At 57.5% G+C, this 22,813-nt stretch carries 23 protein-coding genes; 18 read left to right on the forward strand and 5 right to left on the reverse strand.

Annotated elements, in window-relative coordinates; genetic code table 11:
• Positions 1-18: 18 nt before the first annotated feature.
• Positions 19-198: a sporulation protein Cse60 gene (locus CD000_RS01255; protein WP_008880941.1), complete on the forward strand. Its 180-nt coding sequence runs from the start codon at positions 19-21 to the stop codon at positions 196-198.
• Between the two features lie 193 nt (positions 199-391).
• Here CD000_RS01255 and CD000_RS01260 read toward each other — a convergent pair whose 3' ends face one another.
• A complete protein-coding gene (locus tag CD000_RS01260) occupies positions 392-1,702 on the reverse strand; it encodes a BaiN/RdsA family NAD(P)/FAD-dependent oxidoreductase (RefSeq protein WP_011232309.1) in 1,311 nt (436 codons plus the stop codon).
• A gap of 112 nt (positions 1,703-1,814) precedes the next feature.
• Between CD000_RS01260 and CD000_RS01265 the strand changes: the two genes are divergently transcribed.
• Complete coding sequence (locus CD000_RS01265; RefSeq protein WP_096224702.1) at positions 1,815-3,440, forward strand: putative polysaccharide biosynthesis protein; 1,626 nt, start codon at positions 1,815-1,817, stop codon at positions 3,438-3,440.
• Positions 3,441-3,643: 203 nt separating this feature from the next.
• On the opposite strand, the gene CD000_RS01270 is transcribed toward CD000_RS01265, so the two are convergent.
• On the reverse strand, positions 3,644-3,856 hold the full coding sequence (locus CD000_RS01270) for a hypothetical protein (protein WP_011232307.1): 213 nt from the start codon (positions 3,854-3,856) through the stop codon (positions 3,644-3,646).
• Positions 3,857-3,960: 104 nt separating this feature from the next.
• Between CD000_RS01270 and CD000_RS01275 the strand changes: the two genes are divergently transcribed.
• A complete protein-coding gene (locus CD000_RS01275; protein WP_011232306.1) occupies positions 3,961-4,707 on the forward strand; it encodes a pseudouridine synthase in 747 nt (248 codons plus the stop codon).
• 117 nt (positions 4,708-4,824) lie between these two features.
• Here CD000_RS01275 and CD000_RS01280 read toward each other — a convergent pair whose 3' ends face one another.
• Entirely contained in the window at positions 4,825-5,046 is a 222-nt protein-coding gene (locus CD000_RS01280) for a DeoR family transcriptional regulator (protein ID WP_096224703.1), read from the reverse strand.
• Between the two features lie 250 nt (positions 5,047-5,296).
• Between CD000_RS01280 and pepV the strand changes: the two genes are divergently transcribed.
• The 6 genes from pepV (at position 5,297) to CD000_RS01310 (ending at position 12,990) form a co-directional block, all read left to right on the forward strand.
• Positions 5,297-6,712: a dipeptidase PepV gene (gene pepV, locus CD000_RS01285; protein ID WP_096224704.1), complete on the forward strand. Its 1,416-nt coding sequence runs from the start codon at positions 5,297-5,299 to the stop codon at positions 6,710-6,712.
• A 95-nt stretch (positions 6,713-6,807) separates the two neighbouring features.
• On the forward strand, positions 6,808-7,971 hold the full coding sequence (malA, locus tag CD000_RS01290) for a maltose permease (RefSeq protein ID WP_096224705.1): 1,164 nt from the start codon (positions 6,808-6,810) through the stop codon (positions 7,969-7,971).
• Entirely contained in the window at positions 7,968-8,546 is a 579-nt protein-coding gene (gene thpR, locus CD000_RS01295) for an RNA 2',3'-cyclic phosphodiesterase (protein ID WP_096224706.1), read from the forward strand. The genes malA and thpR overlap by 4 nt, the downstream gene beginning before the upstream one ends.
• An 11-nt stretch (positions 8,547-8,557) precedes the next feature.
• Positions 8,558-9,496 carry a glucanohydrolase gene (locus tag CD000_RS01300; protein ID WP_096224707.1) on the forward strand — a complete coding sequence of 313 codons (939 nt, stop codon included), beginning with the start codon at positions 8,558-8,560 and terminating at the stop codon, positions 9,494-9,496.
• A 101-nt stretch (positions 9,497-9,597) separates the two neighbouring features.
• Complete coding sequence (gene pulA / locus CD000_RS01305) at positions 9,598-11,754, forward strand: type I pullulanase (RefSeq protein WP_011232301.1); 2,157 nt, start codon at positions 9,598-9,600, stop codon at positions 11,752-11,754.
• Positions 11,755-12,207: 453 nt separating this feature from the next.
• Positions 12,208-12,990, forward strand: coding sequence for a phosphotransferase family protein (locus tag CD000_RS01310; RefSeq protein ID WP_015375644.1), 783 nt, complete (start codon positions 12,208-12,210; stop codon positions 12,988-12,990).
• A 109-nt stretch (positions 12,991-13,099) separates the two neighbouring features.
• Here the strand turns inward: CD000_RS01310 and CD000_RS01315 are convergent, their stop codons facing one another.
• Positions 13,100-13,369: a YtzH-like family protein gene (locus CD000_RS01315; protein ID WP_044744746.1), complete on the reverse strand. Its 270-nt coding sequence runs from the start codon at positions 13,367-13,369 to the stop codon at positions 13,100-13,102.
• Positions 13,370-13,577: 208 nt separating this feature from the next.
• Between CD000_RS01315 and trmB the strand changes: the two genes are divergently transcribed.
• Positions 13,578-14,231 (forward strand): tRNA (guanosine(46)-N7)-methyltransferase TrmB, encoded by a 654-nt coding sequence (trmB, locus tag CD000_RS01320; RefSeq protein ID WP_096224708.1) that lies wholly within the window; start codon positions 13,578-13,580, stop codon positions 14,229-14,231.
• Between the two features lie 80 nt (positions 14,232-14,311).
• Positions 14,312-15,160: a YtnP family quorum-quenching lactonase gene (locus tag CD000_RS01325; RefSeq protein WP_096224709.1), complete on the forward strand. Its 849-nt coding sequence runs from the start codon at positions 14,312-14,314 to the stop codon at positions 15,158-15,160.
• On the opposite strand, the gene CD000_RS01330 is transcribed toward CD000_RS01325, so the two are convergent.
• Complete coding sequence (locus CD000_RS01330; protein ID WP_096224710.1) at positions 15,155-15,454, reverse strand: PepSY domain-containing protein; 300 nt, start codon at positions 15,452-15,454, stop codon at positions 15,155-15,157. The two genes, CD000_RS01325 and CD000_RS01330, sit on opposite strands and share 6 nt — an antisense overlap.
• 116 nt (positions 15,455-15,570) lie before the next feature.
• On the opposite strand from CD000_RS01330, the gene CD000_RS01335 reads away from it, so the two are divergent.
• From CD000_RS01335 to murC, 7 genes are all read left to right on the forward strand, one after another.
• A complete protein-coding gene (locus CD000_RS01335) occupies positions 15,571-16,647 on the forward strand; it encodes a M42 family metallopeptidase (protein WP_096224711.1) in 1,077 nt (358 codons plus the stop codon).
• Between the two features lie 45 nt (positions 16,648-16,692).
• A complete protein-coding gene (locus CD000_RS01340) occupies positions 16,693-17,223 on the forward strand; it encodes a DUF84 family protein (RefSeq protein ID WP_096224712.1) in 531 nt (176 codons plus the stop codon).
• Positions 17,224-17,263: 40 nt separating this feature from the next.
• Positions 17,264-17,437 carry a hypothetical protein gene (locus CD000_RS18980; RefSeq protein ID WP_014196573.1) on the forward strand — a complete coding sequence of 58 codons (174 nt, stop codon included), beginning with the start codon at positions 17,264-17,266 and terminating at the stop codon, positions 17,435-17,437.
• Positions 17,434-18,231, forward strand: a complete 798-nt coding sequence (locus CD000_RS01345; protein ID WP_096224713.1) for a DUF1444 domain-containing protein — start codon at positions 17,434-17,436, stop codon at positions 18,229-18,231. The genes CD000_RS18980 and CD000_RS01345 overlap by 4 nt, the downstream gene beginning before the upstream one ends.
• Before the next feature lie 20 nt (positions 18,232-18,251).
• Positions 18,252-18,857, forward strand: a complete 606-nt coding sequence (gene ytpR, locus CD000_RS01350) for a YtpR family tRNA-binding protein (protein WP_013144448.1) — start codon at positions 18,252-18,254, stop codon at positions 18,855-18,857.
• A gap of 106 nt (positions 18,858-18,963) precedes the next feature.
• Positions 18,964-21,321 carry a DNA translocase FtsK gene (locus tag CD000_RS01355; protein WP_096224714.1) on the forward strand — a complete coding sequence of 786 codons (2,358 nt, stop codon included), beginning with the start codon at positions 18,964-18,966 and terminating at the stop codon, positions 21,319-21,321.
• Between the two features lie 153 nt (positions 21,322-21,474).
• Complete coding sequence (gene murC, locus CD000_RS01360; protein ID WP_096224715.1) at positions 21,475-22,779, forward strand: UDP-N-acetylmuramate--L-alanine ligase; 1,305 nt, start codon at positions 21,475-21,477, stop codon at positions 22,777-22,779.
• Positions 22,780-22,813: the final 34 nt, after the last annotated feature.

Raw genomic sequence — 22,813 nt, forward strand, 5'->3', positions numbered from 1 at the left:
GAAAACGGGGGAATGGCGATGTACAAAGTGAAAGTGTTTGATAAAGAGCATGAAAAAGATTTGGAAGCGGCGGTCAATGATTTTTTAGCCCGATTGAAAGACGGACAGTTGATCGATGTCAAGTACAGTGTGGCGGCGATGGAATCGGAAGGCGAGCAAATCTACTGTTTTTCCGCCATGGTCATTTACCGGACTTGACACTCCACACGGCTTCAGACCGTGGGATTCTTTGGGCCGTTTTCGTGCTGATCCCCCTAAAGCGGGCGACGTTTTGTTCATTGCGGCATTTCCATTTCAGGCGGCGAAATTTTGCGATCGCCCGCCTTGAAGACGGGCGTTGTCGGAATGTCAGCGGACGCCCCGGAGCACCCGAGGGGCATGAGGACGGCGGTCAATTCGTTGCTGTCTGCCCCGCGGAGCCGCTCGCCCCGTTTTTTTCCGCCAATGCATAGCGGGCGGCGTTCACGCCGGCGAGCCGCCCGGTGACAAGGGCGGCGGTGATGTTGTAGCCGCCCGTGTAGCCGTGAATGTCCAAAATTTCCCCGCAAAAGTAAAGGCCGGCCATGCATTTGGAGGCCATTGTCTTCGGCTCAATTTCTTTGACCGACACGCCGCCGCCGGTGACGAATGCTTTCTCAAGCGGCAGCGTGCCGTGGACGTAAAAGGTAAACTGTTTGCACTGTCGGACAAACGCCCGCAGCGCCTCATGGCCGACCGTGCCGGCAGAGGCGTGCGGGTCGATGCCGGCCCGCTCGAGCAAAAAGACGGCGTACCGCTCGGGAAGAACCGTTTTGGCGATCGTTTTCATCGCCTTTTTCGGCTCCTCTTTGCACAGCTTGGCGAAATGTTGAAACAGCTCTTCCTGCGTCACGTCCGGAAGCGCGTCGATGCTCATTTCGACCGCGCCGTCCGCCGCTTTTTTCAACGCCTTGACGACAAACTGGCTGCAGCGGAGGGCGGCTGGGCCGGAAATGCCGAAGTGCGTAAACAGCATATCCATCCGGTGGGTGATGATCGGCTTGCCGTTCGGCTTTAAGACGCTTAACGCGACGTCGCGCAGCGACAAGCCTTGCAGCGTCCGCTCTTTGATGAACGGCTCATGCGAGACGATCGGAACTTCGGTTGGAAACAGTTCGGTCACCGTGTGACCCGCTTTTTCCGCCCACGGATAGCCGTCGCCTGTTGAGCCGGTTTGCGGCACCGATTTGCCGCCGACGGCGACGACAACCGCACGGGCGTGGATCGTCTCCCCGCTTTTCAGCGTGACACCGACTGTTTTTCCTTGTTCATACAACACGTCCGCCACTGGCGATTCAAGCCGAACATCGACGCCAAGGCGCGACAATTCGCGAACAAGCGCGTCGACGACCGACTGGGCGCTGTCGCTTTTAGGAAACATGCGGCCGTGGTCTTCCTCCTTGAGCGGCACGCCGAGCCGCTCAAAAAAGCGGATGATGTCTTCATTGTTAAATACGGAAAAGGCGCTGTATAAAAAGCGGCCGTTGCCGGGAATATGGCGGACCATTTCATCCACCGGCAGCCGATTCGTCACGTTGCAGCGTCCGCCGCCGGAGATGGCGAGCTTGCGCCCGAGCTTCGTTCCTTTTTCCAACAAGAGCACTTTCGCCCCTTCTTCGCCGGCGCCGATGGCCGCCATGAGCCCGGACGGACCGCCGCCGATGATGATGACGTCGTATCCCATGTTCATTCCACCCTTTCTTTCTGCGCGTGGCCGATATTTTTCGTTCCATTGACAACTATGGTAAAATAGATACGCTGTCATTTTCAACGTCCATGGCTAGGGAAGGGGTCATATGTCAACATCGAAACTGCTGCGCGGCACGTTTATTTTAACGGCTGGCATGATGATTTCTCGCCTTCTTGGTTTATTTTACGTCATCCCGTTTTACCATCTTGTCGGCGAGCGTGGCGGGGCGCTGTACGGATACGGCTATGTGCCGTACCAAATTTTTTTGAGCTTGGCGACCGGCGGGCTGCCGGTGGCGGTGTCAAAGTTTGTGTCGAAATACAACGCGCTTGGGGAATACGGCGTCGGCTATCGGCTCTTTCGCTCCGGCCTTGTCTTGATGATCGCAAGCGGCATCGCCTCATGGCTCATTTTGTACGCCCTGGCGCCCATCTTGGCGCCGCACGTCATCGATGCGAAAACGAACGTCAACTCGGTCGACGACGTCACGGCCGTCATCCGCGCGGTCAGCTTTGCGCTCCTCATCGTGCCGGTGATGAGCTTGATCCGCGGATTTTTCCAAGGACATGAGTCGATGGGCCCGACGGCGCTGTCGCAAGTCGTCGAACAAATCGCGCGCATCGCGTTTTTGCTTGGGGCGTGCTACGTCATTTTGCGCCTGATGGACGGCTCGATCGTCTCCGCTGTGAGCGCGGCGACGTTTGCCGCGTTTGTCGGGGCGGCGGCGGGGCTTTTGGTGTTGCTTGTCTATTGGTGGAAGCGGCGTCCGTATTTGCAGTCGCTGCTTGCGCGTGACCGCGGCGAAGCGGACGTGTCGCTTTTGGCGATGTATAAAGAGCTGCTTCTTTCTTCGATTCCGTTTGTTTTTGTCGGCTTGTCGATGTCGCTGTACCAGCTCGTCGATCAGTTTACGTTCAATCACGCGATGGCGGCGGCGGGCCGCGGGAACATCTCGGAGCACGCGTATTCCGTGTTCAACATGTGGGCGCAAAAGCTCGTCATCATACCCGTGACGCTCGCGACCTCGTTCAGCTTGGCGCTCATCCCGACGATTACGAAAGCGTATGTCGCGCAAGACCGGAAAGCGCTGCGGCAATATTTGAACCAGACGTTTCAAGTGCTCATGTTTTTAACGCTCCCGGCGGTGGTCGGCATGGCGGTGCTCGCCGGTCCGGTGTACAGCTCGTTTTACAGCTATGATCCGCTTGGTGAACAAGTGTTGCGCTGGTATGCGCCGGCGGCGATTTTGTACGCTTTGTTTTCTGTGACGGCGGCGATCATGCAAGGCATCAACGAGCAGCGGTTTACGGTCGTCAGTTTGACAGCCGGCTTGCTTGTGAAGCTTTTGCTCAACACGCCGCTCATTATGAAATGGTCGGCCGTCGGGGCCATTGTTGCCACGATGGCGGGCTATTTCGTCTCTGTGGCGTTCAACTTATGGGTCATTCAGCGCCGCACGCGCTACCGCTATCGGTTTGTCGCCCGCCGGACGGCGTTTATGGCCATCTTGACGGCGGCGATGTCAGCGGCGGTTATGGGGGTCGAGGCGCTGGCGTCCCGATGGATCGATTACCGCGCCGGCACCGCTGAATCGGTGGGCGCTGCTGCCATCGGCGCAGCGGTCGGGGCAGCCGTCTACTTGTTTCTCAGCATCCGCTCCGGGTTGTTTTCGGCGCTGTTTGGCGACCGGTTTGCGTTTTGGCGCCGGAAAGAGAAAAAGGCGGTATCGTAGAAGGGATCGGCCGTTGACCGGACGGCCGTTTCCTAGAAGCGGCTCGTTTAGGCCGGGAGCCCGGCGGACGGCGCTTCTTGCGAACGTCGCGGCGCCCTAGCGAAAGGGTTCGACGACGGCTGTTTTTCGCCCTCCCCCATGCCGTTCGGCTTGCGGCAAAAAAAGAAGAAGGCGGTCGTCCCCGCCTTCTTTCTCCATTTTGCTTACGACAGGCCGAGCCGGCGTTCGATGCGATCGAGGCGGCTTTCCACCCGGTCGAGCCGGCGGTCGAGCCGTTCGACGGCCCGCTCAAGCCGTTCGATGCGCCGCGCCCAGTTGGCGAATGGCCCGCCTGGGTATCCGGGCCAAAATTGGCTGGCTGGCGGCTGTTGACGGTAATCATCCAACGTTGGGACATAATAGTAATATTCATTCATCGGCAAATCCCCCTTCTTGATGTTTCCTTCACAGTGTATGGGGGGAAGGCGGAAGCGGACTAGATGAACGCCTAATGAAGGCCATATTTTTAGGAGGGAGATTTGTGGAACTGCGCATTGACAAGCTGCTCGCCCATATGGGGTATGGGACGAGGAAGGAAGTGAAAAAGCTGCTCAAGTCCGGAGCGGTGAAAGTGGATGGCGCGCCGGTCCGTGATGCGAAAACGAAAGTGCGGCCGGATGAGCAAATCGTGACCGTTTGGGGAGAAACGGTCGAGTACAAGCCGTTCATTTACTTGATGATGAATAAGCCTTCGGGGGTCGTTTCCGCGACGGAAGATGCCGTGGAAGAGACGGTCGTCGATTTGCTTGAAGAAGAAGACCGGGCATTTTCCCCGTTTCCGGTCGGGCGGCTTGACAAAGATACGGAAGGGCTGCTGCTCTTGACGAATGACGGCCAGCTCGCCCATCAGCTGTTGTCGCCGAAAAAACACGTGCCGAAAACGTATTTTGCCGTCGTGGACGGGGAAGTGACGGAAGCGGATGTCGCGGCGTTTCAGCGCGGCGTCGTCCTTGATGACGGCTATGAAACAAAGCCGGCCAAGCTCGTTGTGTTGAAATCCGGCCTTCGTTCCGATGTCGAGGTGACGATCACCGAGGGGAAGTTCCATCAAGTGAAGCGGATGTTTCAAGCGGTCGGCAAGCGGGTCGTCTATTTAAAACGAATTCAAATGGGGCCGCTGCCGCTTGACCCGGATTTGGCCGTCGGCGAGTATCGGGAATTGACGGATGAAGAGGTGGGCATGTTGAAGCAATACCGGCCAGAGACGGACGAAAAAAAAGGAACCTGACGCGGTTCCTTTTTTATGGAAAAATAGTGGATATTCATCTGTGGAAAAGTGGTTTGCGTTCATCTCCCATCTTGCCTACCCTATTGGCACCGGGTTTACGACCTATTGGCACCGGGTTTACGAAGAGATGCGCACTTTTTTGTTTGTGGTCGTCCATTTGCCCTTGCTTGGGCTGCGAACGAGATCGTTGTACATAAGCACGTTCAAGTCGCGCTGGATCGTTCGTGGGGTGGTGCCGAACTCATCAACAAGCTCTTGGGTCGTAACCGTTCCTTTTTCGCTAATGTACATATACATGGACTTGATGCGGGTAAGCATCCGATGTGTTGAAGGTTTCAAAAGACCACTCCCTATCTTAGCATCATTCGCATGGCACAACCGACCGCTAGCAGATGAGAGATGTCTTTGTCTGTTTACTACCATTGTACACGAAATGAGAGGGAAAATGCTACCCGGTTGCTTCTATTCACGAAAAATTTCAACATTTTGTCATGAAACGGAAGTCGATTTGCAACGAATGAAACATTTTGACTTCCTGTTTTTGATATGATACGTTGGCAACAAAGGTTGTTGAATAAGGAAAGGAAGAATGGCGTTGAACATCGACTGGATGAACGAAGCGAAGAAACGAAAAGACGATCTTGTCCGCGACGTGCAAGCGCTTGTCCGCATTCCGAGCGTCCGCGAGGATCAGCAGGCGCAGCCGGGCGCGCCGTTTGGGCCCAAGGTGGCCCAAGCGCTTGAGCATATGCTTCGCCGCGGCCGGGAGGAAGGGTTTCGCGTCAAAAATGTGGACGGATTTGCTGGGCATATCGAAATGGGGCATGGGGAGAAACTTGTCGGCGTGCTCGGCCATATCGACGTCGTGCCGCCCGGGGACGGCTGGACGATGGATCCGTTTGCCGCTGAGGTGCGCGATGGCCGCCTTTACGGGCGCGGCGCGATCGATGACAAAGGGCCGACGGTCGCGGCGTTTTACGCGATGAAAATCATCCGTGAACTCGGGCTGCCGCTTGGCAAGCGGGTGCGGCTCATCATCGGGGGCGATGAGGAAAGCGACTGGCGGTGTGTGGAGCATTATTTTCGCTATGAGGAAATGCCGGATGTCGGATTTGCGCCGGATGCTGATTTTCCGATCATTTATGCTGAAAAAGGAATCATTGACGCCGATTTGTCGTACCGCCCGCCTAAATCGGCGGAGGCGGAAGGGCTCGCGCTTGCCTCATTCCAAGCTGGGCGCCGCTACAACATGGTGCCGGATGCGGCTGAAGCGGTGGTGGAAGGAGCGGGACGGACGGAGGAGCTGCTTGGCCTCTATGAACAGTTTTGCTGGGAGCGCGGCGTAAAGGGGAGCATGAGGCAAAGCGAAGGGGCCGTCGTCTTTCAATTGGAAGGGGTGTCCGCTCATGGCGCCGAGCCGGAGCGCGGCAAAAACGCCGGCGTCTATTTGGCTCAGTTTTTGGCGTCGCTTCCGCTCGATGGCCGAAGCCGGCCGTTCGTTCAGTTTGTGGCCTCCGCCTTTTTCGGCGATGCCCGCGGCCGGCGGCTCGGCCTTGCGTATCGGGACGAACAAAGCGGCGACTTGACGGTCAACGTCGGGGTGCTGTCGTATAACCGGCGGCATGGCGGAACGATTGGGCTGAACATCCGCTATCCGGTGACGGCCGACGGTGACGCGATCCGCCGGACGCTCGCCGGCGCTGCGGCTGAACATGGATTCGCGCTCAGCCGTTTCAGCGATACGAAGCCTCATTATATCGATCCGAGCCACGAGCTTGTCCGCACGCTTCAGCGCGTCTACGAAGAGCAGACGGGCGAGCCGGCCCGGCTTTTGGCCATCGGCGGCGGCACATACGCCCGCGCCTTGACCGCCGGGGTGGCGTTTGGCGCGTTGTTTCCGGGCCGTCCGGATGTCGCCCACCAGAAAGATGAGTATATCGAAATCGACGATTTGGTGAAAGCGACAGCCATTTACGCGCAGGCGATCTACGAGCTGGCGAAATAAACGGCGGTCCGCCGCCCCGGCGAAAAAAGAGAGCGGGGCGGGCGTTGTTTTAACGAAAGGGGGGACGGGAAGCGGCGTTCAAACGGGAGGCGGCGGTGCGAAAACAGGTGTTTCCGCTCTTTTATTTTCTCATCTTTTTTGCTTTTGGCGCGTTGTTTCCGCTTTTGTCCGTCTATTTGCAGGAAGAGGCGCGCCTTTCGGGGGCGGCGATCGGCTGGATCATGTCGCTTCCCCCGATCGTGACGATGGCGGCCCAGCCGCTTTGGGGCACGGCGGCCGATTATACGCGCAAACCGGTCGAACTGTTGACGCTGGCGCTCGGGGTGACAGCGCTGTTTGGGCTTCTTTATTCGCTGGCCGGAAACTACCAGGTGTTCGTCGCCCTGACCGTGCTGCTTTCGGCGGCGCAAAGCGCGATCGTTCCGCTCTCAGACAGCATCGCCCTTCATCATGTGCGCCGCTCGGGCGGAAACTACGGGGCGATTCGGCTTTGGGGGTCGATCGGGTTTGCCGCGTCGGTGTTGGTTGTCGGATGGCTGTCCGATCATGTCGCGTTTGCGGTCATTTTTTACGCCTTTTCGTTGGCGCTGTTGGCCGCGTCTGTTTTGGCCGCCCGCCTGCCGCGCTACCCGATGGCGGCGCCGGGGGCGTTGACGTTTCAGGATGTGCGCGGGCTGCTGTCCGTCCGCTCGTTTCAGCTCCTGCTTGTCGCAACATTTTTGCTGTTTGGTCCGATTTATGCCAACAATTCCTATTTCGGGCTGTTGATCCACGAGCTTGGCGGCACGCTGACCGGCATCGGCTTCGCCTTTTGGCTGGCTGCCGGAAGCGAAGCGCCGTTTATGAAAACGGCCGACCGGCTCATCCGCCGGTTCGGCATGACGCGCCTGCTCGTGTTGGCTGCGCTCGTGTCGGCCGCCCGCTGGTGGTCGTATGTCGCCGATCCGCCGCTTTGGTTTGTCTATATCACAGCGATCGTTCAAGGATGTTCGGTCGGGCTGGCAATTCCAACCGCCCTCCAGTATGTGCGCCGCTTGGCGCCCGAGCGGGTGCAGGCGACGGCCGTCGCCCTTTACTCGGCGACGAGCAGCGGACTTGGCGCGTGGTTTTGCACGTTGGTGGGCGGATATTTGTTTGAGCGTTGGCAGATTGGCGCTGTCTACGTGTTTTTTGGCGCTTGCACCATCGTTGGAGTGTTCGTGCTCATTTGGTTGGGGAAACTGGAAAAAACGACCAAATCGGCAGGTGAGAAAGGATGAAACGGAGTCATTATTTCATCGCTGTTCCGCTGGCAGCCGAAGCGAAACAAGCCATCGCCCGTTTTTCGAGCAATGCGGCGCCGTCGCTGCCGTTTCGCACATGGGTGCATGAAGAGGACTATCATATCACCCTCGCGTTTTTAGGCGATGTGCCGCCGAAAAAAATGGCGCCGCTGTGCGAAGCGATGGCCGCCACCGCCGCCCGATGCGCCCCGTTTCCCCTCGTGCTTGCCGGGCTTGGGACGTTCGGGGAGCGGACGGCGCCGCGCATTTTTTGGCAAGGAGTCGAAATGGAAGAGCGGCTGCATGCGCTGCGGCGCGACGTGTATGAAGCGTGCATGAAGCTTGGGTTTTCCTTGGACCGGCGGCCGTTTGCCCCGCATATTACGATCGCTCGCAAATGGCAGGGAGCCGAACCGTTTCACCCGGATCGCCTCCGTTCGCTTGCCGCGGCCAAGGCGGTGTTTTCGGTGCCTGAGATCGTGCTGTATCGGACGAATATGGAACAGACGCCGAAGTACGAAGCGATCGCCGTGTTCCCGTTGCTTGGCGCGCCGATGAATGGCCGGAAATAGCAGGTGAAACAATGGGTCAGCTCGTTAAACTCATGGATTGCATTTCCCGCTACGAAACGGATGTGTACTATTATGTGCCGGAGTTCATCCGGCTGAAGCAGCGGCAATGGGAGCAGGCAAAAGCGCGGTGGCAAGCCGAACGAACGGCTGAGGCCAGCGGATGGCTTGAAACGGGCGAGACGTGGAATGCTTGGCTTGACAAACCGTCATGGTGGGAACGGCTGACGAAACGACGGCGCCGCCGTGCCGCGCTTACGGAAGAAGAGACGTTTTCTCTTGCGCCGATGGCTCGTCCGGCGGCTACTCTGGAGGAATTGAAACAGCAGTTTTTGGATGAGTTGTTCGAGTTGCAGCTGAAATGGGCGAGTTCCACGATGATGTACGTTTCCTCCCTCGATGAAGCCGTGTATGGCGATGAGACGTTGAAATATTTTTTGCAGCGGTTTCCGGATACGCATTTATGCTTTTACCGGCCTGTGGCGATGGTCGGCAAGGCGCCGGTGGAGCTGGAGACGATGATGTTGACGCCATCCGCGCTCTGGTGCATTGCCTTCGTCGAAGGAAGGCCGGACAACATCGTCATGGCGTCAACCGGCCGGTTTTGGGTGGAACAGGCCGGAACGAACGAAACGAGGCTGGTCAACCCGGTCGTGTCGCTGCGGCGGACGGAGCAGATCGTTTCGGAGATTTTTCGCAAACATGAGGTCGATTGGCCGATCCACCTCGTGCTGTTAAACCGCTCCGGCTACATTGACAGCGGCGGTCTTTTTCCGTTTATCCGCTATATTGATAAGCGAAATTATGACGAGTGGTTTTCCCGCCTGCGCCGCTCCGCTCTCCCGCTTCGGCACGGGCAGCTGAAAGCGGCTGAGGCGCTGCTTCGCCATTGCGCCAGCTTTTACGACCGCCGCCATGACGGGAATATGAGCGGCGAGGAAGGGCAACAATAGAAACATCTGTGCATCGATAGGGCGACCGGCCGATGATTTGGCACCGCCCTTTTTCTTTTACGTATGATGGTATTAACGGGAGAAAAAAGGGGTGAACGCACATGCTTCACATCAGCCGAACGTTTGCCGCCTATTTGGACGAGATGGATCAAATCGTTGTGCTTGCGCCGAAATCGCTCGGCTTTGATGGAATGGCGCCGTTTACGCTCGTGGCGCCGAGCGGCGAGGAGATTCCGCTGTCCGTGCAGCACGTCGAGGATGTTGGGGAGACGGTGAAATATGTGTGCCGGTTTGCATCCGCGTTCGAGTTTGGAGCGACATACTGGGTGCGTTCTTGCCGCGGGGAGGAGACCGATGTTCAAATCGGCGCCGTTGTGCGCACTCCTGCATTTGATGATCGGTTTTTCTATGATGGACCGTTAGGAGCGGAGTATCTCAAAGAACAGACGGTATTTCGCGTATGGGCGCCGACCGCCACCGCGGTTAGCGTCAAGCTGGTTCATCCGCATCTCGACGAGATCCGCTGCGTGCCGCTTGTGCGCGGCGAACGCGGCGTATGGTCAGCCGTCGTCCCCGGCGATTGGGAGCGAGCGCGTTACACATATATCGCCTGCATCAACCGCGTATGGCGCGAGGCAGTGGACCCGTATGCGACCGCGGTTTCGGTCAATGGCGAGTTCGGCGTCGTGATCGACTGGGAGAAAACGAAGCTGGCGCCGCCCTCTTTGCCGCTTCCACCGCTCTGTTCGCCGACGGATGCCATCATTTATGAGCTGAGCATCCGCGACTTTACCAGCCACCCGGACAGCGGCGCCGTCCATAAAGGGAAGTATCTCGGGCTGGCCGAAACGAACACGAGCGGGCCGAACGGGACGGCCACCGGGCTTTCGTATGTCAAAGAGCTGGGCGTCACCCATGTGCAGCTCATGCCGTTTATGGACTTTGCGGGCGTCGATGAGCGCGACCCACAAGCGGCTTACAACTGGGGATACAATCCCCTTCATCTATATGCGCCGGAAGGGAGTTATGCGACCGATCCAGCGGATCCATACGCGCGCATTGTAGAATTGAAGCAGGCGATCCACACGCTGCACGAAAATGGCTTGCGCGTCGTGATGGATGCGGTCTACAACCATGTCTATGACCGGGAGCAATCGCCGCTTGAGAAGCTCGTTCCCGGTTATTACTTCCGCTACGACGCCTATGGCCAACCGGCCAACGGCACCGGCGTCGGCAACGACATCGCTTCGGAGCGGCGGATGGCGCGCCGCTGGATCGTCGATTCGGTGGTGTTTTGGGCGAAAGAATATGGCATTGACGGGTTCCGCTTTGATTTGATGGGCGTGCACGATATCGAGACGATGAAAGCGGTGCGCGATGCCCTCGACGCCATCGATCCGTCGATCCTTGTGTATGGGGAAGGGTGGGATTTGCCGACGCCTCTTCCACCGGAACAAAAGGCGACGATGGCCAACGCCAAGCAGCTGCCGCGCTTCGCTTATTTCAATGACCGGTTTCGCGATGCGGTGAAAGGGAGCACCTTTCATTTGCCGGACCGTGGGTTCGCCCTCGGCAACCCAGGCGGGCGAGAACAGGTGAAGCTCGCCATTGCCGGGAGCTTGCGAGCGCTCGGCGGGCTGTTTTGCCACCCGCGTCAGTCAATCAATTACGTCGAATGTCATGACAACCATACGTTTTGGGATAAGATGGAGGCGGCCAACCATGATGAGCCGGAATGGCTCCGGCGAAAGCGGCAAAAGCTGGCGACGGCGATCGTTCTGTTGGCGCAAGGCATTCCGTTTTTGCACAGCGGCCAAGAGTTTTATCGGACGAAAGGCGGCGATGGGAACAGCTACCGATCGCCGGATGCGGTCAATCAGCTGGATTGGGAGCGGAAAAGCCGCTATGAAGACGACGTCCGCTACGTTCAAGGATTGATCGCCCTTCGCCGTGCGCATGGCGCATTTCGCCTCGCCACGGAGGCGGAAGTGCTGCGTCATTTCACGTTTCTTGAGCCGCTGCCGCCGTCGGTCATCGCCTACCGATTGCATGATGCCGCCGTCTATGGGCCTTGGGAGGACATCATCGTCGTGCATCATAACGAGGAGAAAGAGACAGCCATTGCGCTCCCCGACGAGCGCGAGTGGGCGGTTGTATGCGACGGACAGCGATGCGGGACAACGCCCTTTGGCCAAGCGCGCGGCATGCTTCGGCTTGACGGCATCGGCACATGGGTGCTCGTCCATCCTGCAGGGTGACCGCTCAGACGGCGCGCGGGGTTCGCCACAAGACCTTTGGAAGGCCGATGAAAAACGAGTATGTTCGCCAAGCCAATGGGGGTTGTCGGAAAGGAGAAGCCGATTTGGCAATCCTTCTGCACTTGAGAAAGACCGGCGTTGAGCAGGTTGTTTGTTTCAGTCGTCAGCCCTTTGCAAGAGCGGCTGCGCTCGTCTTTGGCGCACCCAATGAACGGTGTTCCAGTTGAGACGAAACAGGAAAGGGCGGCCGATCGGAGTGAGAGACGCGGGGCACTTCCGCTTTGGCAGTTTTAAGCAGGGCGTTTGCCGAGAAAAATGTTTGCATGCCGGAGCGGTATTTCAGTATAATACAAGTAAAACGGACGGAGGAAGGACGCGGCCTGGCCGTCCTTTTTATTTGGGCGCGAGAAGCAAACGGAGATGTTTCTATTTTTAAGTCGCAGGTGAACACGCTTGGAACAGTTACTAGGTAAGGAGTGGGAGATCACTCCCGCTGGCGGCGCTACAGGGGATGCGTATTTTGCGGAATATGAAGGAAAGAAATTGTTTTTAAAGCGGAATTCTTCTCCGTTTCTGGCTGTATTGTCGGCCGAGGGCATCGTCCCGAAGCTTGTATGGACGAAACGGCTCGAAAACGGCGATGTGTTTACGGCCCAGCAATGGCTGAACGGCCGGGAGCTGAAGCCGTGGGAGATGGGAAGCGAGCAAGTGGCGGCGCTGCTAAGGAAAATCCATCGTTCAAAAGAGCTGGTGACGATGCTGAAGCGGCTCGGCAAATCTCCGCTGCGCGCGAAGAAAATGCTCGCTCTCCTCGCTGAGCAGCAGCGGCGTCATCCGGTCGGTGGTTCTGTCGTCTGTCAGGCGCTTGACTGGCTGGAGCAGCATGTGTCGTCATTGCCGGATGGCGAATATGTTGTCTGCCACTGTGACATCAACCATAACAATTGGCTGCTGGCCGATGATGGCACGTTGTACTTGATCGATTGGGACGGAGCGATGATCGCCGATCCGGCGATCGACATCGGCATGCTCCTTCATCTGTACATTCCGCGCGCCGAATGGAAGACGTGGCTCGACCAGTACGGATGGGAATGGAGCCAGGAGCTTGGCCTCCGCCTAAAGTGGTATACGATCGCTCATACGTTGCACTCGCTGTTTTGGCCGAAAGGGAAGGATGGCCAAAAAGAAAAGGAGCAGTCGCTTCGGTTATTGAAGCGCGTCATGGTAGAGAGTTGACCAAGCGAGGCCTCAGCGTCCGAACGGCTGGCGCCGGGGGCTGCGCGATCGCTGTGTTCGGCTGCCGCCGCGCCATTTGTTTCCGCTGCCGATGACGAAGGCGCCGCGGTCAGGACAGCCCATTCACCCAATCGGCGAGCTGGCCTTGGTGGGCGGAAATGTGGGCGTTTAAGTCAGCGCTGTATTTCCCGCCTTGGCCATAAGCGTAAATATGGGGGAGAATTTGCTTGACTTGGCTGTTCACCTCATCGTTGGCGAGCAGCGATTTGGCGAGCCGTTCAATTTGTTCGCATTCGGAAACCGTTCCGCAGCAATCGAGCTGATGTTCGGATAAAATGTCGCGAAGTACGGTCAATTGATGGTTATAGTTGAGCGGCATGCTGGTCACCATCCTTTCGCCAGGCTGTACGGTTTTATCATGCCCGGATCGAGCCGAGTTTATGATTCGAAACCGAAAAGACCCCCTGCTTCTACGCGTGAGCGTAGGCGGGAGAGCGTTCAAGCCCGGGCGTTTTTTCGCGTTTGCTTCTTTGGCGCGAGTGTGGTATCGTCAAACCAACAAACGGAAACAAGGCTGAGGTGTCAATATGCGTTTGCGCAACAAACCGTGGGCGAAAGACAAAATCGCCGCGTATCCGCAATACGTCATTCCCGATCCCGAAACAAAGCGCGGGCGATGGCGCGAGCTGTTCGGCCACGACCAACCGCTCCATGTCGAGATCGGGACGGGGAAAGGCAAATTTATCACGGAAATGGCCAAACTTCATCCGGATGTCAATTTCATCGGCATCGAGCTGTACCCGAGCGTGCTCGTGTCCGCGCTTGACAAACTGATCGAAAGCGGGCTCGCGAACGTCAAGCTGCTGAACGCCAATGCGAAAGATCTGACCGCGTTTTTTGCCGACGGGGAAGTGTCGCGCATTTATTTGAACTTTTCCGACCCATGGCCGAAAAAGCGGCACGAAAAGCGGCGGCTGACGTATCGGGACTTTTTGGCGCTCTATGACCGCATTTTGGCGGAAGACGGAGACATCCATTTGAAAACGGACAATCAATCGTTTTTCGAATACTCGCTTGTCAGTTTGTCGCAATATGGGTTTGTGCTCGCATCGGTCCAGCTCGACTTGCATCAAAGCGGCATGACGGACAATGTCATGACAGAGTATGAGGAAAAATTTTCTGCCAAAGGAAACCGCATTTACCGATGCGAGGCGGTGCGCCCGCCGCGGCAGTCGTCATAGGCCCGAACCGATTGGTCGGGTCTTTTTCTATTTCCGATTGATGGAGAAAATGGTACACTAGTGGAGGGGGGAGAGAGGAAATGGAACAGTTGCGAATTGGACAAGTCACATTGACATGGCTTCGGGGCGGCGTCACCCATCTTGACGGCGGGGCGATGTTTGGCGTCGTGCCGAAACCGCTTTGGTCGAAAAAATATCCGCCGAACGACAACAATCAAATCGAGCTGCGCACCGATCCGATTTTGGTGGAAGCCTATGGAAAACGGCTGCTCATTGAATCCGGCATCGGCAACGGCAAGCTGACCGACAAGCAAAAGCGAAACTTCGGCGTCACGGAAGAATCAGCGATTGATGAATCGCTTGCCAAGCTCGGGCTGACGCGGCGCGACATCGACATCGTCATCATGACCCATTTGCATTTTGACCATGCGTGCGGATTGACCGTTTGGGAAGACGGACGGCTCGTGCCGGCGTTTCCGCGCGCGGCGATCATCACCTCGGATGTCGAGTGGGAGGAAATGCGAAACCCGAACATCCGATCGTGCAATACGTATTGGAAAGAAAATTGGGAGCCGATCGCGGATCAAGTCGTTCCGTTTACAAAGGAAACGGAAGTCGTTCCTGGCATCCGCCTCGTCCATACCGGCGGGCATAGCGCCGGGCATGCGATCGTGCTCATCGAATCAGACGGGGAGACGGCCATTCATCTTGGCGATTTGCTTGGCACGCACGCCCATCAAAACGTCCTTTGGGTGATGGCGTACGACGATTACCCGATGGATTCGATTTTTGCCAAACAGCGATGGCTCCCGTACGGCATAGAAAGAAACGCGTGGTTTACGTTTTATCACGACGCCTATTACCGGGCGGTCAAATGGCGGGCCGACGGAACGATGGAAGCTGCCGTGAAGCGGGAGCGACCGCTATGACAGCGGCTTGGCGTCTACGATGGCTCCCGTGTAGGCGTTGATGAAAAACTCGTCATCCCCGTCGTCGCGGCAGACGCCGCCGCGGTATACGGTGTACGTCAAGCCGTCCTTCTCATACCGCTCCGGGGCGGACTGAATCCAGGAACCGCGGATGGCGCGCGGACCGCCAAGCGCGGCTTTCGCCAGCGCCAGCGCTTGTTCCGGGGCAAGGAGCGCCGGTTTGGAAGCGGAGCGGATGGCATAGACGACGGCCGCACCGACGGCGGCGCCGACGAGCCACTGTTTCCAAGCCATGTTTCTTTCCTCCTTCTCGCTTTGATACGGTTTAGTATAGCCGATTTTGGCGGAACATGTAAGAAGGACGGAAAGAAACGGAACGGTGAAATCGAACATAGAAAGGGAGACGCGTGATGAATGAGGACACGCTGCAATTATTCCAAACGTTGACCGAGCTTCCAGGCGCACCGGGTTATGAACATCCGGTGCGGCAGTTTATGCGCCAAGAGCTCGCGAAATACGCCGATGACATTGTGCAAGACCGCCTCGGGAGCCTTTTCGGCGTCAAACGCGGTGATGAGGCGGGCCCGACGGTGATGGTCGCCGGCCATATGGATGAAGTCGCATTTATGGTGACGGCGATCACCGACAATGGCATGATTCGGTTTCAGCCGCTCGGCGGCTGGTGGGATCAAGTGCTGCTCTCCCAGCGCGTGCAGATTATCACGGACGGAGGGCCGGTCATCGGCGTGATCGGGTCGATTCCGCCGCATTTGCTTGATGAGGAGCAGCGCAAAAAACCGATGGAGATCAAAAACATGTTGATTGACATCGGAGCGGAAAGCCGTGAAGATGCCGAACGAGTCGGCATTCGCCCCGGCCAGCCGATCGTGCCGGTCAGCCCGTTCACTTTGCTTGCCAACGGAAAAACCGTGATGGCAAAAGCGTGGGACAATCGGTTTGGCTGCGGGTTGGCGATCGAGCTGTTAAAAGAGCTGAACGGCGAAACAGTGCCGAACGTCTTGTACGCCGGGGCGACCGTGCAGGAAGAGGTCGGGCTGCGTGGGGCCCAGACGGCGGCAGCGATGATCAACCCGGATATCTTTTTCGCCTTGGAAGCCAGCCCGGCCAACGATATGTCCGGCGACAAGCAGGCGTTCGGCCATATCGGCAAAGGAGCGCTCATCCGCTTGTACGACCGGACGATGATTACGCACCGCGGCATGCGCGAATTTGTGCTTGATACGGCGGAAACGATCGGCGTCCCGTACCAGTTTTTCATTTCCCCAGGCGGCGGAACCGACGCCGGGCGGGTGCATATCGCCAACCGCGGCGTGCCGTCGGCGGTGATCGGCATTTGCGCCCGCTACATTCATACGCATGCGTCGATCATTCATGTCGACGATTACGCGGCGGCCAAACAGCTCATCGTTGAGCTCGTCAAACGGTGCGACCGGACGACGGTCGAGACGATTCGCCAAAACAGCTGAGGAGAAGCGAGGGCTTCTCCTTTTCCATGACAAGGAGGGCACTGGATGAAAACCGTTGCGGTTGGAACGAACAACGAAGCGAAAATCGCCGCCGTTCGGGCGGTGCTTTCGGAAAAGGAATACCGCATTGTATCGCTTGAGGTGCCATCAGGCGTTTCCGCGCAGCCGCTGTCCGATGAAGAGACGCGGCTTGGCGCCATCAGGCGCGCCAAACGGGCGCTCGAAGCGACGGAGGCGGACATCGGCATCGGATTGGAAGGCGGCGTGACGAAGATCGATGGGCAATGGTGGCTGTGCAACTGGGGGGCGCTCGTTGACCGAGACGGAGTGATGGTGGCCGCCGGCGGTGCACGCCTCGCCCTCCCGCCGGACGTCGGCGCCGGCATCGAGGCGGGGCGCGAGCTCGGCGACGTGATGGAAGCGTACACCGGGCGGAGGAACGTTCGGCGGAAAGAAGGCGCGGTCGGCGTATTGACGAACGGGCGCGTTGACCGATCGGCGATGTTTTCCCACATCGTCGAGCTTTTGGCCGGTCAATATGAATGGCTTTGTCAAAACGGGTCGTTCCATGTATGATAAATAACGAACGGTCATGCCGATGATGGCGGCCGGCTGAATGAGCGGGCCGCGCGAGGATCTAGACCGAGCGGCTGGCAACGTCAAACGGTGGAAAACGCCGCACGGGCATGGCCTGGCATTGTCAACGCCGGATGCGCCTTTGGCCAAGTCCCGGCCGAAAGAGGGAAACGGAAGGCACGGCCGCCGGCAAAACAAGGAGGAACACGAATGAACAGCCGGCAAATGTATGAGAAGATTAAAGAGCGTCTCGTCGCCCACCGGCACTGGACGTTTCGCTTTGACGCCAAGCAAGACGCGATGCGTGTCGAAGACCGCCGCACGAAAAAAGGCGTCACGATCTCGCTTCCCGGCGTGATCGCCAAATGGCACGAACAAAAAGATGAGGCGGTGCGCGAAGTCGTTTATTATATAGAGGAAACGTTGAAAACAATGGAGGAAGACGCGGCGCTTTCCGGCAACGAGGGAAACATTTATCCCGTCATTCGCTCGGCGTCGTTTCCGACGGAGACGAAAGAAGGCATTCCGTTGCTGTTTGATGATCATACAGCCGAAACGCGCATTTACTATGCGCTTGATCTCGGCAAAACGTATCGCTTGATTGATGAGCGCATGCTGGAGAAAGACAAATGGAGCCGCGAGCGGGTGAAGGAAATCGCCCGTTTCAACGTTCGGTCGCTGCCGACGCCGGTGAAAGAGGATCGGGTGGCCGACAACGTGTTTTATTTTGTGAACACCAATGACGGGTATGATGCGAGCCGCATTTTAAACGAATCGTTTTTGGCCGGCATGCGGGCGCGCGTGGAAGGAACGATGGCCGTCGCTGTTCCGCATCAAGATGTGCTCATCATCGCTGATGTCCGCAACGACATCGGTTATGACGTGCTCGCGCAAATGACGATGAGCTTTTTTGCCGGCGGCCGCGTGCCGATCACGGCGCTGTCGTTTTTATACGAAAATGGGAAACTTGAACCGATTTTTATTTTAGGAAAAAAACGGAGAACGTAGCGGCAAGGAGGAATGAAGCGATGAACGTGTTTTACAACCGAGAAGGGGTCGGCGACGTGCTGCTCGTGTCGCTGAAACCGGCGGCGGATGAGGAACGGACGTTTGTCAGACAAGGCGATGTCGTCCGCATCATGTCCGAACGGACGGGCGAGACGGTCGGCTATAACATTTTTTCCGCGTCTTCGTACTATCCGTTTTCCGGCAACGGTCCGCTGGAAGTGAATGAGGAGCTCGTCGGCGTCATCAACGACATCTTGGCGAAAAACGGTTTTGACGAACCGATCGAAGCTGACTTGTCGCCGAAGTTTGTCGTCGGATATGTGAAAGAGAAAACGAAGCATCCGAACGCCGATAAATTGAGCGTCTGCCAAGTCGATGTCGGCGGTGAGGTGCTGCAAATCGTCTGCGGAGCGCCGAACGTCGCCGAAGGGCAAAAAGTCGTCGTCGCCAAAATCGGCGCCGTGATGCCAAACGGCCTCGTCATTCAAGAAAGCGAGCTGCGCGGCGTCCGGTCATCCGGCATGATTTGTTCGGCCCGCGAGCTTGGGCTGCCAAACGCCCCGCAGGAGAAAGGCATTTTGGTGCTGTCCGATGAGTATGAGGTCGGCCAGCCGTTCGTTTTTTGACGTTCCGACGGGCGGTGCAGACGGATTCCGACTGTTGTTTCGCCACTGGAACGACGCCAGTGGCGTTTTTTCCGACAATGAAGGCAAAGAAAGAGTGACGTGATGGATGAAATTTTGGAAACGATGGCTTCGTTTTCTCACGAGCGATGAGGAAGAGGAAGGGAACGAACAGCGAGCGAATTCCCCTCTGTCGGCCAGCATGCCCGAACGCGGCGCGGTGAATGTCATTTACCAATATCCGCAAGGCCGCTTCCGCTTTCCGTTGATTCCGGATGACCAGCCCGGTGAAAATCGGGAAAGGTCGGGGCGGGCGAAAAGCGAGGCATCCCGGCCGCTGCCGAGTCGGCGCCCGTCGGCTGGCGTTTCAAGGGAAATAGCGGAAAAACGGCCGTTCCGCCCGTCCGATGTGCCATCCCCGGTTTTTGGATATGATCGGAATCGGGGGAAACAGCGGCAACGAGCGGATGAACCCGGGCTGACCGGTGCGGGGGACATGGAGAATCGGAGCGATGAGGCGGTTCGGGAAGAGGCCCTCCGCGGTGAAGCGACACGGCGAGACGCGCGAGAGGGCACGGAAAGCCGGGCGGCTGAACCGCCAAAAGAAGAGGCGCCTTTGGCCAAGGGGGCAGAGGAATGGAACGAAGACGCGAGCGGAGCGATGCCCGCGGCTGTTATGGAAACGGAAGGAAAACATGAGCTGGCGCCGGCGGCAGGGCAGGAAGAACGTGATGCCGAGGCGGATGAAAAGAAAGGGCGGGAGCTGGACGAACGAGGCAACGAACGCGCGCCGCACGCAACAGACGGCGGCTTGGAGAGCGAAGGACGAGGGGTGCCGTCACAGATGAGGAAGAATGGAGACGGAGGGAGCGCTTCTTCGACAGAACAGCGGGAGACGACCCCAGATCGCGAAATCCGTCACTCGGCGGCGCCCGCGGGCCGGGAGGAGGCTTCCCGCCCCGAACGAACGCGCATCCCGTATAATGTGATCATGTTAAAGCAAGATTGGCGCAAACTCGAAGAAAAGGCGGCGAATCGATCGAACGGCTGCGTGCTGCCGCCATTGGCGCTTCTTGAACCGCCCGAGAAAGCGGCCGAACGCGACGAGCAGTGGCTTCGCGACCAATGCCAGCGTTTGGACCGGACGTTTGCGAGCTTCCATATCGGCGCCAAAGTCGTTGGGGCGACGCAAGGACCGACGGTGACGCGGTTTGAAGTGCAGCCGGATTTAGGAGTGAAAGTGAGCAAGATTACGAGTTTAATCGATGATATCAAACTCAGTCTGGCGGCGAAGGACATTCGCATCGAGGCGCCGATCCCGGGAAAACGGACGATCGGCATTGAAGTGCCGAACCGAACGAGCCGTCCGGTGCGCCTGCGGGAAATTTTAGAAAGCGAAGCGTTCCGTAAAAGCCCATCGCCGCTCACCGTGGCGCTTGGGCTTGACATTAGCGGTGCGCCGGTCGTGACTGACATCCGAAAAATGCCGCATGGGCTGATCGCCGGGGCGACCGGGTCGGGAAAAAGCGTATGCATGAACGCGATGCTTATCAGCATGTTGTATAAAGCAGCGCCGCACGAAGTGAAATGGCTGCTTATTGATCCAAAAATGGTCGAACTGGCGCCGTACAACGGGCTGCCGCATTTGCTCAGCCCGGTGATCACCGAGGCGAAGGCGGCGGCGGGGGCGCTCAAGTGGGCGGTCGGCGAAATGGAACGGCGGTATGAACAGTTTGTCCACGCCGGCGTGCGCGATATTGAAAAGTATAACGCCCATCTTCGCGAACGCGGAAGCAGCGAGCCGCCGCTGCCGTACATCGTCATCGTCATTGATGAGCTAGCGGACCTCATGATGGCCGCTCCAGCCGATGTCGAAGAATCGATTTGCCGGCTGGCGCAAAAAGCGCGGGCGTGCGGCATCCATCTGCTGATCGCGACGCAGCGGCCGTCGGTCGATGTCCTCACGGGATTGATCAAGGCGAACATTCCGACGCGCATTGCGTTTTCCGTCTCCTCCCAAGTCGATTCGCGCACCATTTTAGATGTGAATGGGGCTGAGCGGCTGCTTGGGCGCGGCGATATGCTGTTTTTGGAAAATGGTTCGGCCAAGCCGGTGCGGCTGCAAGGCTGCTTTATTTCTGATGAGGAGATCGAGCGGGTGGCAGCGCACGTGAAAGAGAAGCAAGGCCCATCCTATCTGTTTGATCCGGACGATTTTCGGCAAACGGCGTCGATGGGCGGCGAGGATGACGAACTGTTCGAGGAGGCGTGCCGGTTTGTCATCGCCCAAGGAGGGGCGTCGACATCGAGCCTGCAGCGTCATTTCCGCATCGGCTACAACCGCGCTGCCCGGTTGATCGAGATGATGGAGGAACGAGGGTTGATTTCGGAGGCGCGCGGCAGCAAACCGCGCGATGTGTTGATGAGTGAGGATGAGTGGGAGCGCTGGCGCGAGCAGAACAGCTGAGGGTGGGCGGCCTCCTTTGGGCGGGCGGTAGTGTTTTGCCTCCTTGCGTGCTATAATGGGGAAATGAATGGTGCACCGCAATGAGAGAAATGGCAAAACGAGATGGATATCATATACTGTCTTACAGAGAGACGATGGTTGGAGGGCTTAACGATGACAGTTTACCATTTTGTAGGCATTAAAGGCACGGGGATGGGCGCGCTCGCACAAGTGCTTCATGACCTTGGCTATACGGTGCAAGGGTCGGATGTAGAGAAATGGTTTTTCACGCAAAAGGCGCTTGAAGAGCGGGGAATCCCGGTGCTGCCTTTTTCGAAAGACAATATTCGTGCAGGTTATACGGTCATTGCCGGCAACGCATTTCCGGATACGCATGAGGAAATCGAGGCGGCCCGTCAGCTTGGTGTGCCTGTCATTCGTTACCATCGCTTTTTAGGCCAGCTGGCAGGCAAGTTTACGAGCATCGCGGTGACCGGTTCGCATGGAAAGACGACGACGACGGGGTTGCTTGCCCATGTGATGCAAGGAGCCCATCCAACGTCCTATTTGATCGGAGACGGCACGGGAAAAGGAGAACCAGGGAGCAAATACTTTGTGTTTGAAGCGTGCGAATACCGCCGGCACTTCCTTTCCTACTTTCCAGATTATGCGATCATGACAAATATTGACTTTGATCACCCGGATTATTTTGCCAATGTCGACGATGTGTTTTCCGCTTTCCAGCAAATGGCGAATCAAGTGAAAAAAGCGATCGTCGCCTGCGGGGATGATCCGTATTTGCCGAACATTCAAGCGAAAGTGCCGATTTTGTTTTATGGATTCGGCGAAGAAAACGATTTTCAGGCGCGCAATATCGTCAAGACGACGGAAGGGATGGCGTTTGATGTGTTCGTGCGCAATACCTTTTTCGCTTCGTTTGCCATTCCGCGCTTCGGCGATCATAACGTATTGAATGCTCTCGCCGTCATCGCCCTCTGCCACTACGAAGGGGTGGATGCGGACACGATCGCCAAGCGGCTGCAAACGTTCCAAGGTGTGAAGCGCCGCTTCAGCGAGAAAACGGTCGGGCGCCAAGTGCTGATCGATGATTACGCGCATCATCCACGCGAAATTACGGCGACATTGGAGGCGGCAAGGCAAAAATATCCGGGGCGCGAAGTCGTGGCGATTTTCCAGCCGCATACGTATACACGGACGCAGACGTTTTTGCGCGAGTTCGCTGAAAGTTTGCGCCAGGCGGACCACGTCTATTTGTGCGACATTTTCGGCTCGGCGCGCGAACATGAGGGCAAATTGTCGATCCGTGATTTGCAGGCGCAAATTCCGCGTTCCCAGCTGCTTGAGGAACAAAACGTAGCCGTGTTGAAGCAGCATCAAGATGCGGTGTTGGTGTTCATGGGCGCCGGCGACATTCAAAAGTTTCAACAAGCGTACGAACGGGCCGTTCTTTCCGCCTGACGGCCGACAGGGAACGGGCTGTGATGAAGATGGC

Source organism: Geobacillus sp. FJAT-46040 (genome assembly GCF_002335725.1).
Lineage (GTDB): Bacteria > Bacillota > Bacilli > Bacillales > Anoxybacillaceae > Geobacillus > Geobacillus thermoleovorans.

Excerpts from the sequence above, each read along its gene's own strand:
- CD000_RS01255 (WP_008880941.1), top strand. The coding sequence starts at position 19 with ATGTACAAAGTGAAAGTGTTTGATAAAGAGCATGAAAAAGATTTGGAA.
- CD000_RS01260 (WP_011232309.1), bottom strand. The coding sequence starts at position 1,702 with ATGGGATACGACGTCATCATCATCGGCGGCGGTCCGTCCGGGCTCATG.
- CD000_RS01265 (WP_096224702.1), top strand. The coding sequence starts at position 1,815 with ATGTCAACATCGAAACTGCTGCGCGGCACGTTTATTTTAACGGCTGGC.
- CD000_RS01270 (WP_011232307.1), bottom strand. The coding sequence starts at position 3,856 with ATGAATGAATATTACTATTATGTCCCAACGTTGGATGATTACCGTCAA.
- pepV (WP_096224704.1), top strand. The coding sequence starts at position 5,297 with ATGGCGTTGAACATCGACTGGATGAACGAAGCGAAGAAACGAAAAGAC.
- thpR (WP_096224706.1), top strand. The coding sequence starts at position 7,968 with ATGAAACGGAGTCATTATTTCATCGCTGTTCCGCTGGCAGCCGAAGCG.
- CD000_RS01300 (WP_096224707.1), top strand. The coding sequence starts at position 8,558 with ATGGGTCAGCTCGTTAAACTCATGGATTGCATTTCCCGCTACGAAACG.
- pulA (WP_011232301.1), top strand. The coding sequence starts at position 9,598 with ATGCTTCACATCAGCCGAACGTTTGCCGCCTATTTGGACGAGATGGAT.
- CD000_RS01315 (WP_044744746.1), bottom strand. The coding sequence starts at position 13,369 with ATGCCGCTCAACTATAACCATCAATTGACCGTACTTCGCGACATTTTA.
- trmB (WP_096224708.1), top strand. The coding sequence starts at position 13,578 with ATGCGTTTGCGCAACAAACCGTGGGCGAAAGACAAAATCGCCGCGTAT.
- CD000_RS01325 (WP_096224709.1), top strand. The coding sequence starts at position 14,312 with ATGGAACAGTTGCGAATTGGACAAGTCACATTGACATGGCTTCGGGGC.
- CD000_RS01330 (WP_096224710.1), bottom strand. The coding sequence starts at position 15,454 with ATGGCTTGGAAACAGTGGCTCGTCGGCGCCGCCGTCGGTGCGGCCGTC.
- CD000_RS01335 (WP_096224711.1), top strand. The coding sequence starts at position 15,571 with ATGAATGAGGACACGCTGCAATTATTCCAAACGTTGACCGAGCTTCCA.
- CD000_RS01340 (WP_096224712.1), top strand. The coding sequence starts at position 16,693 with ATGAAAACCGTTGCGGTTGGAACGAACAACGAAGCGAAAATCGCCGCC.
- CD000_RS18980 (WP_014196573.1), top strand. The coding sequence starts at position 17,264 with ATGAGCGGGCCGCGCGAGGATCTAGACCGAGCGGCTGGCAACGTCAAA.
- CD000_RS01345 (WP_096224713.1), top strand. The coding sequence starts at position 17,434 with ATGAACAGCCGGCAAATGTATGAGAAGATTAAAGAGCGTCTCGTCGCC.
- ytpR (WP_013144448.1), top strand. The coding sequence starts at position 18,252 with ATGAACGTGTTTTACAACCGAGAAGGGGTCGGCGACGTGCTGCTCGTG.
- CD000_RS01355 (WP_096224714.1), top strand. The coding sequence starts at position 18,964 with ATGAAATTTTGGAAACGATGGCTTCGTTTTCTCACGAGCGATGAGGAA.
- murC (WP_096224715.1), top strand. The coding sequence starts at position 21,475 with ATGACAGTTTACCATTTTGTAGGCATTAAAGGCACGGGGATGGGCGCG.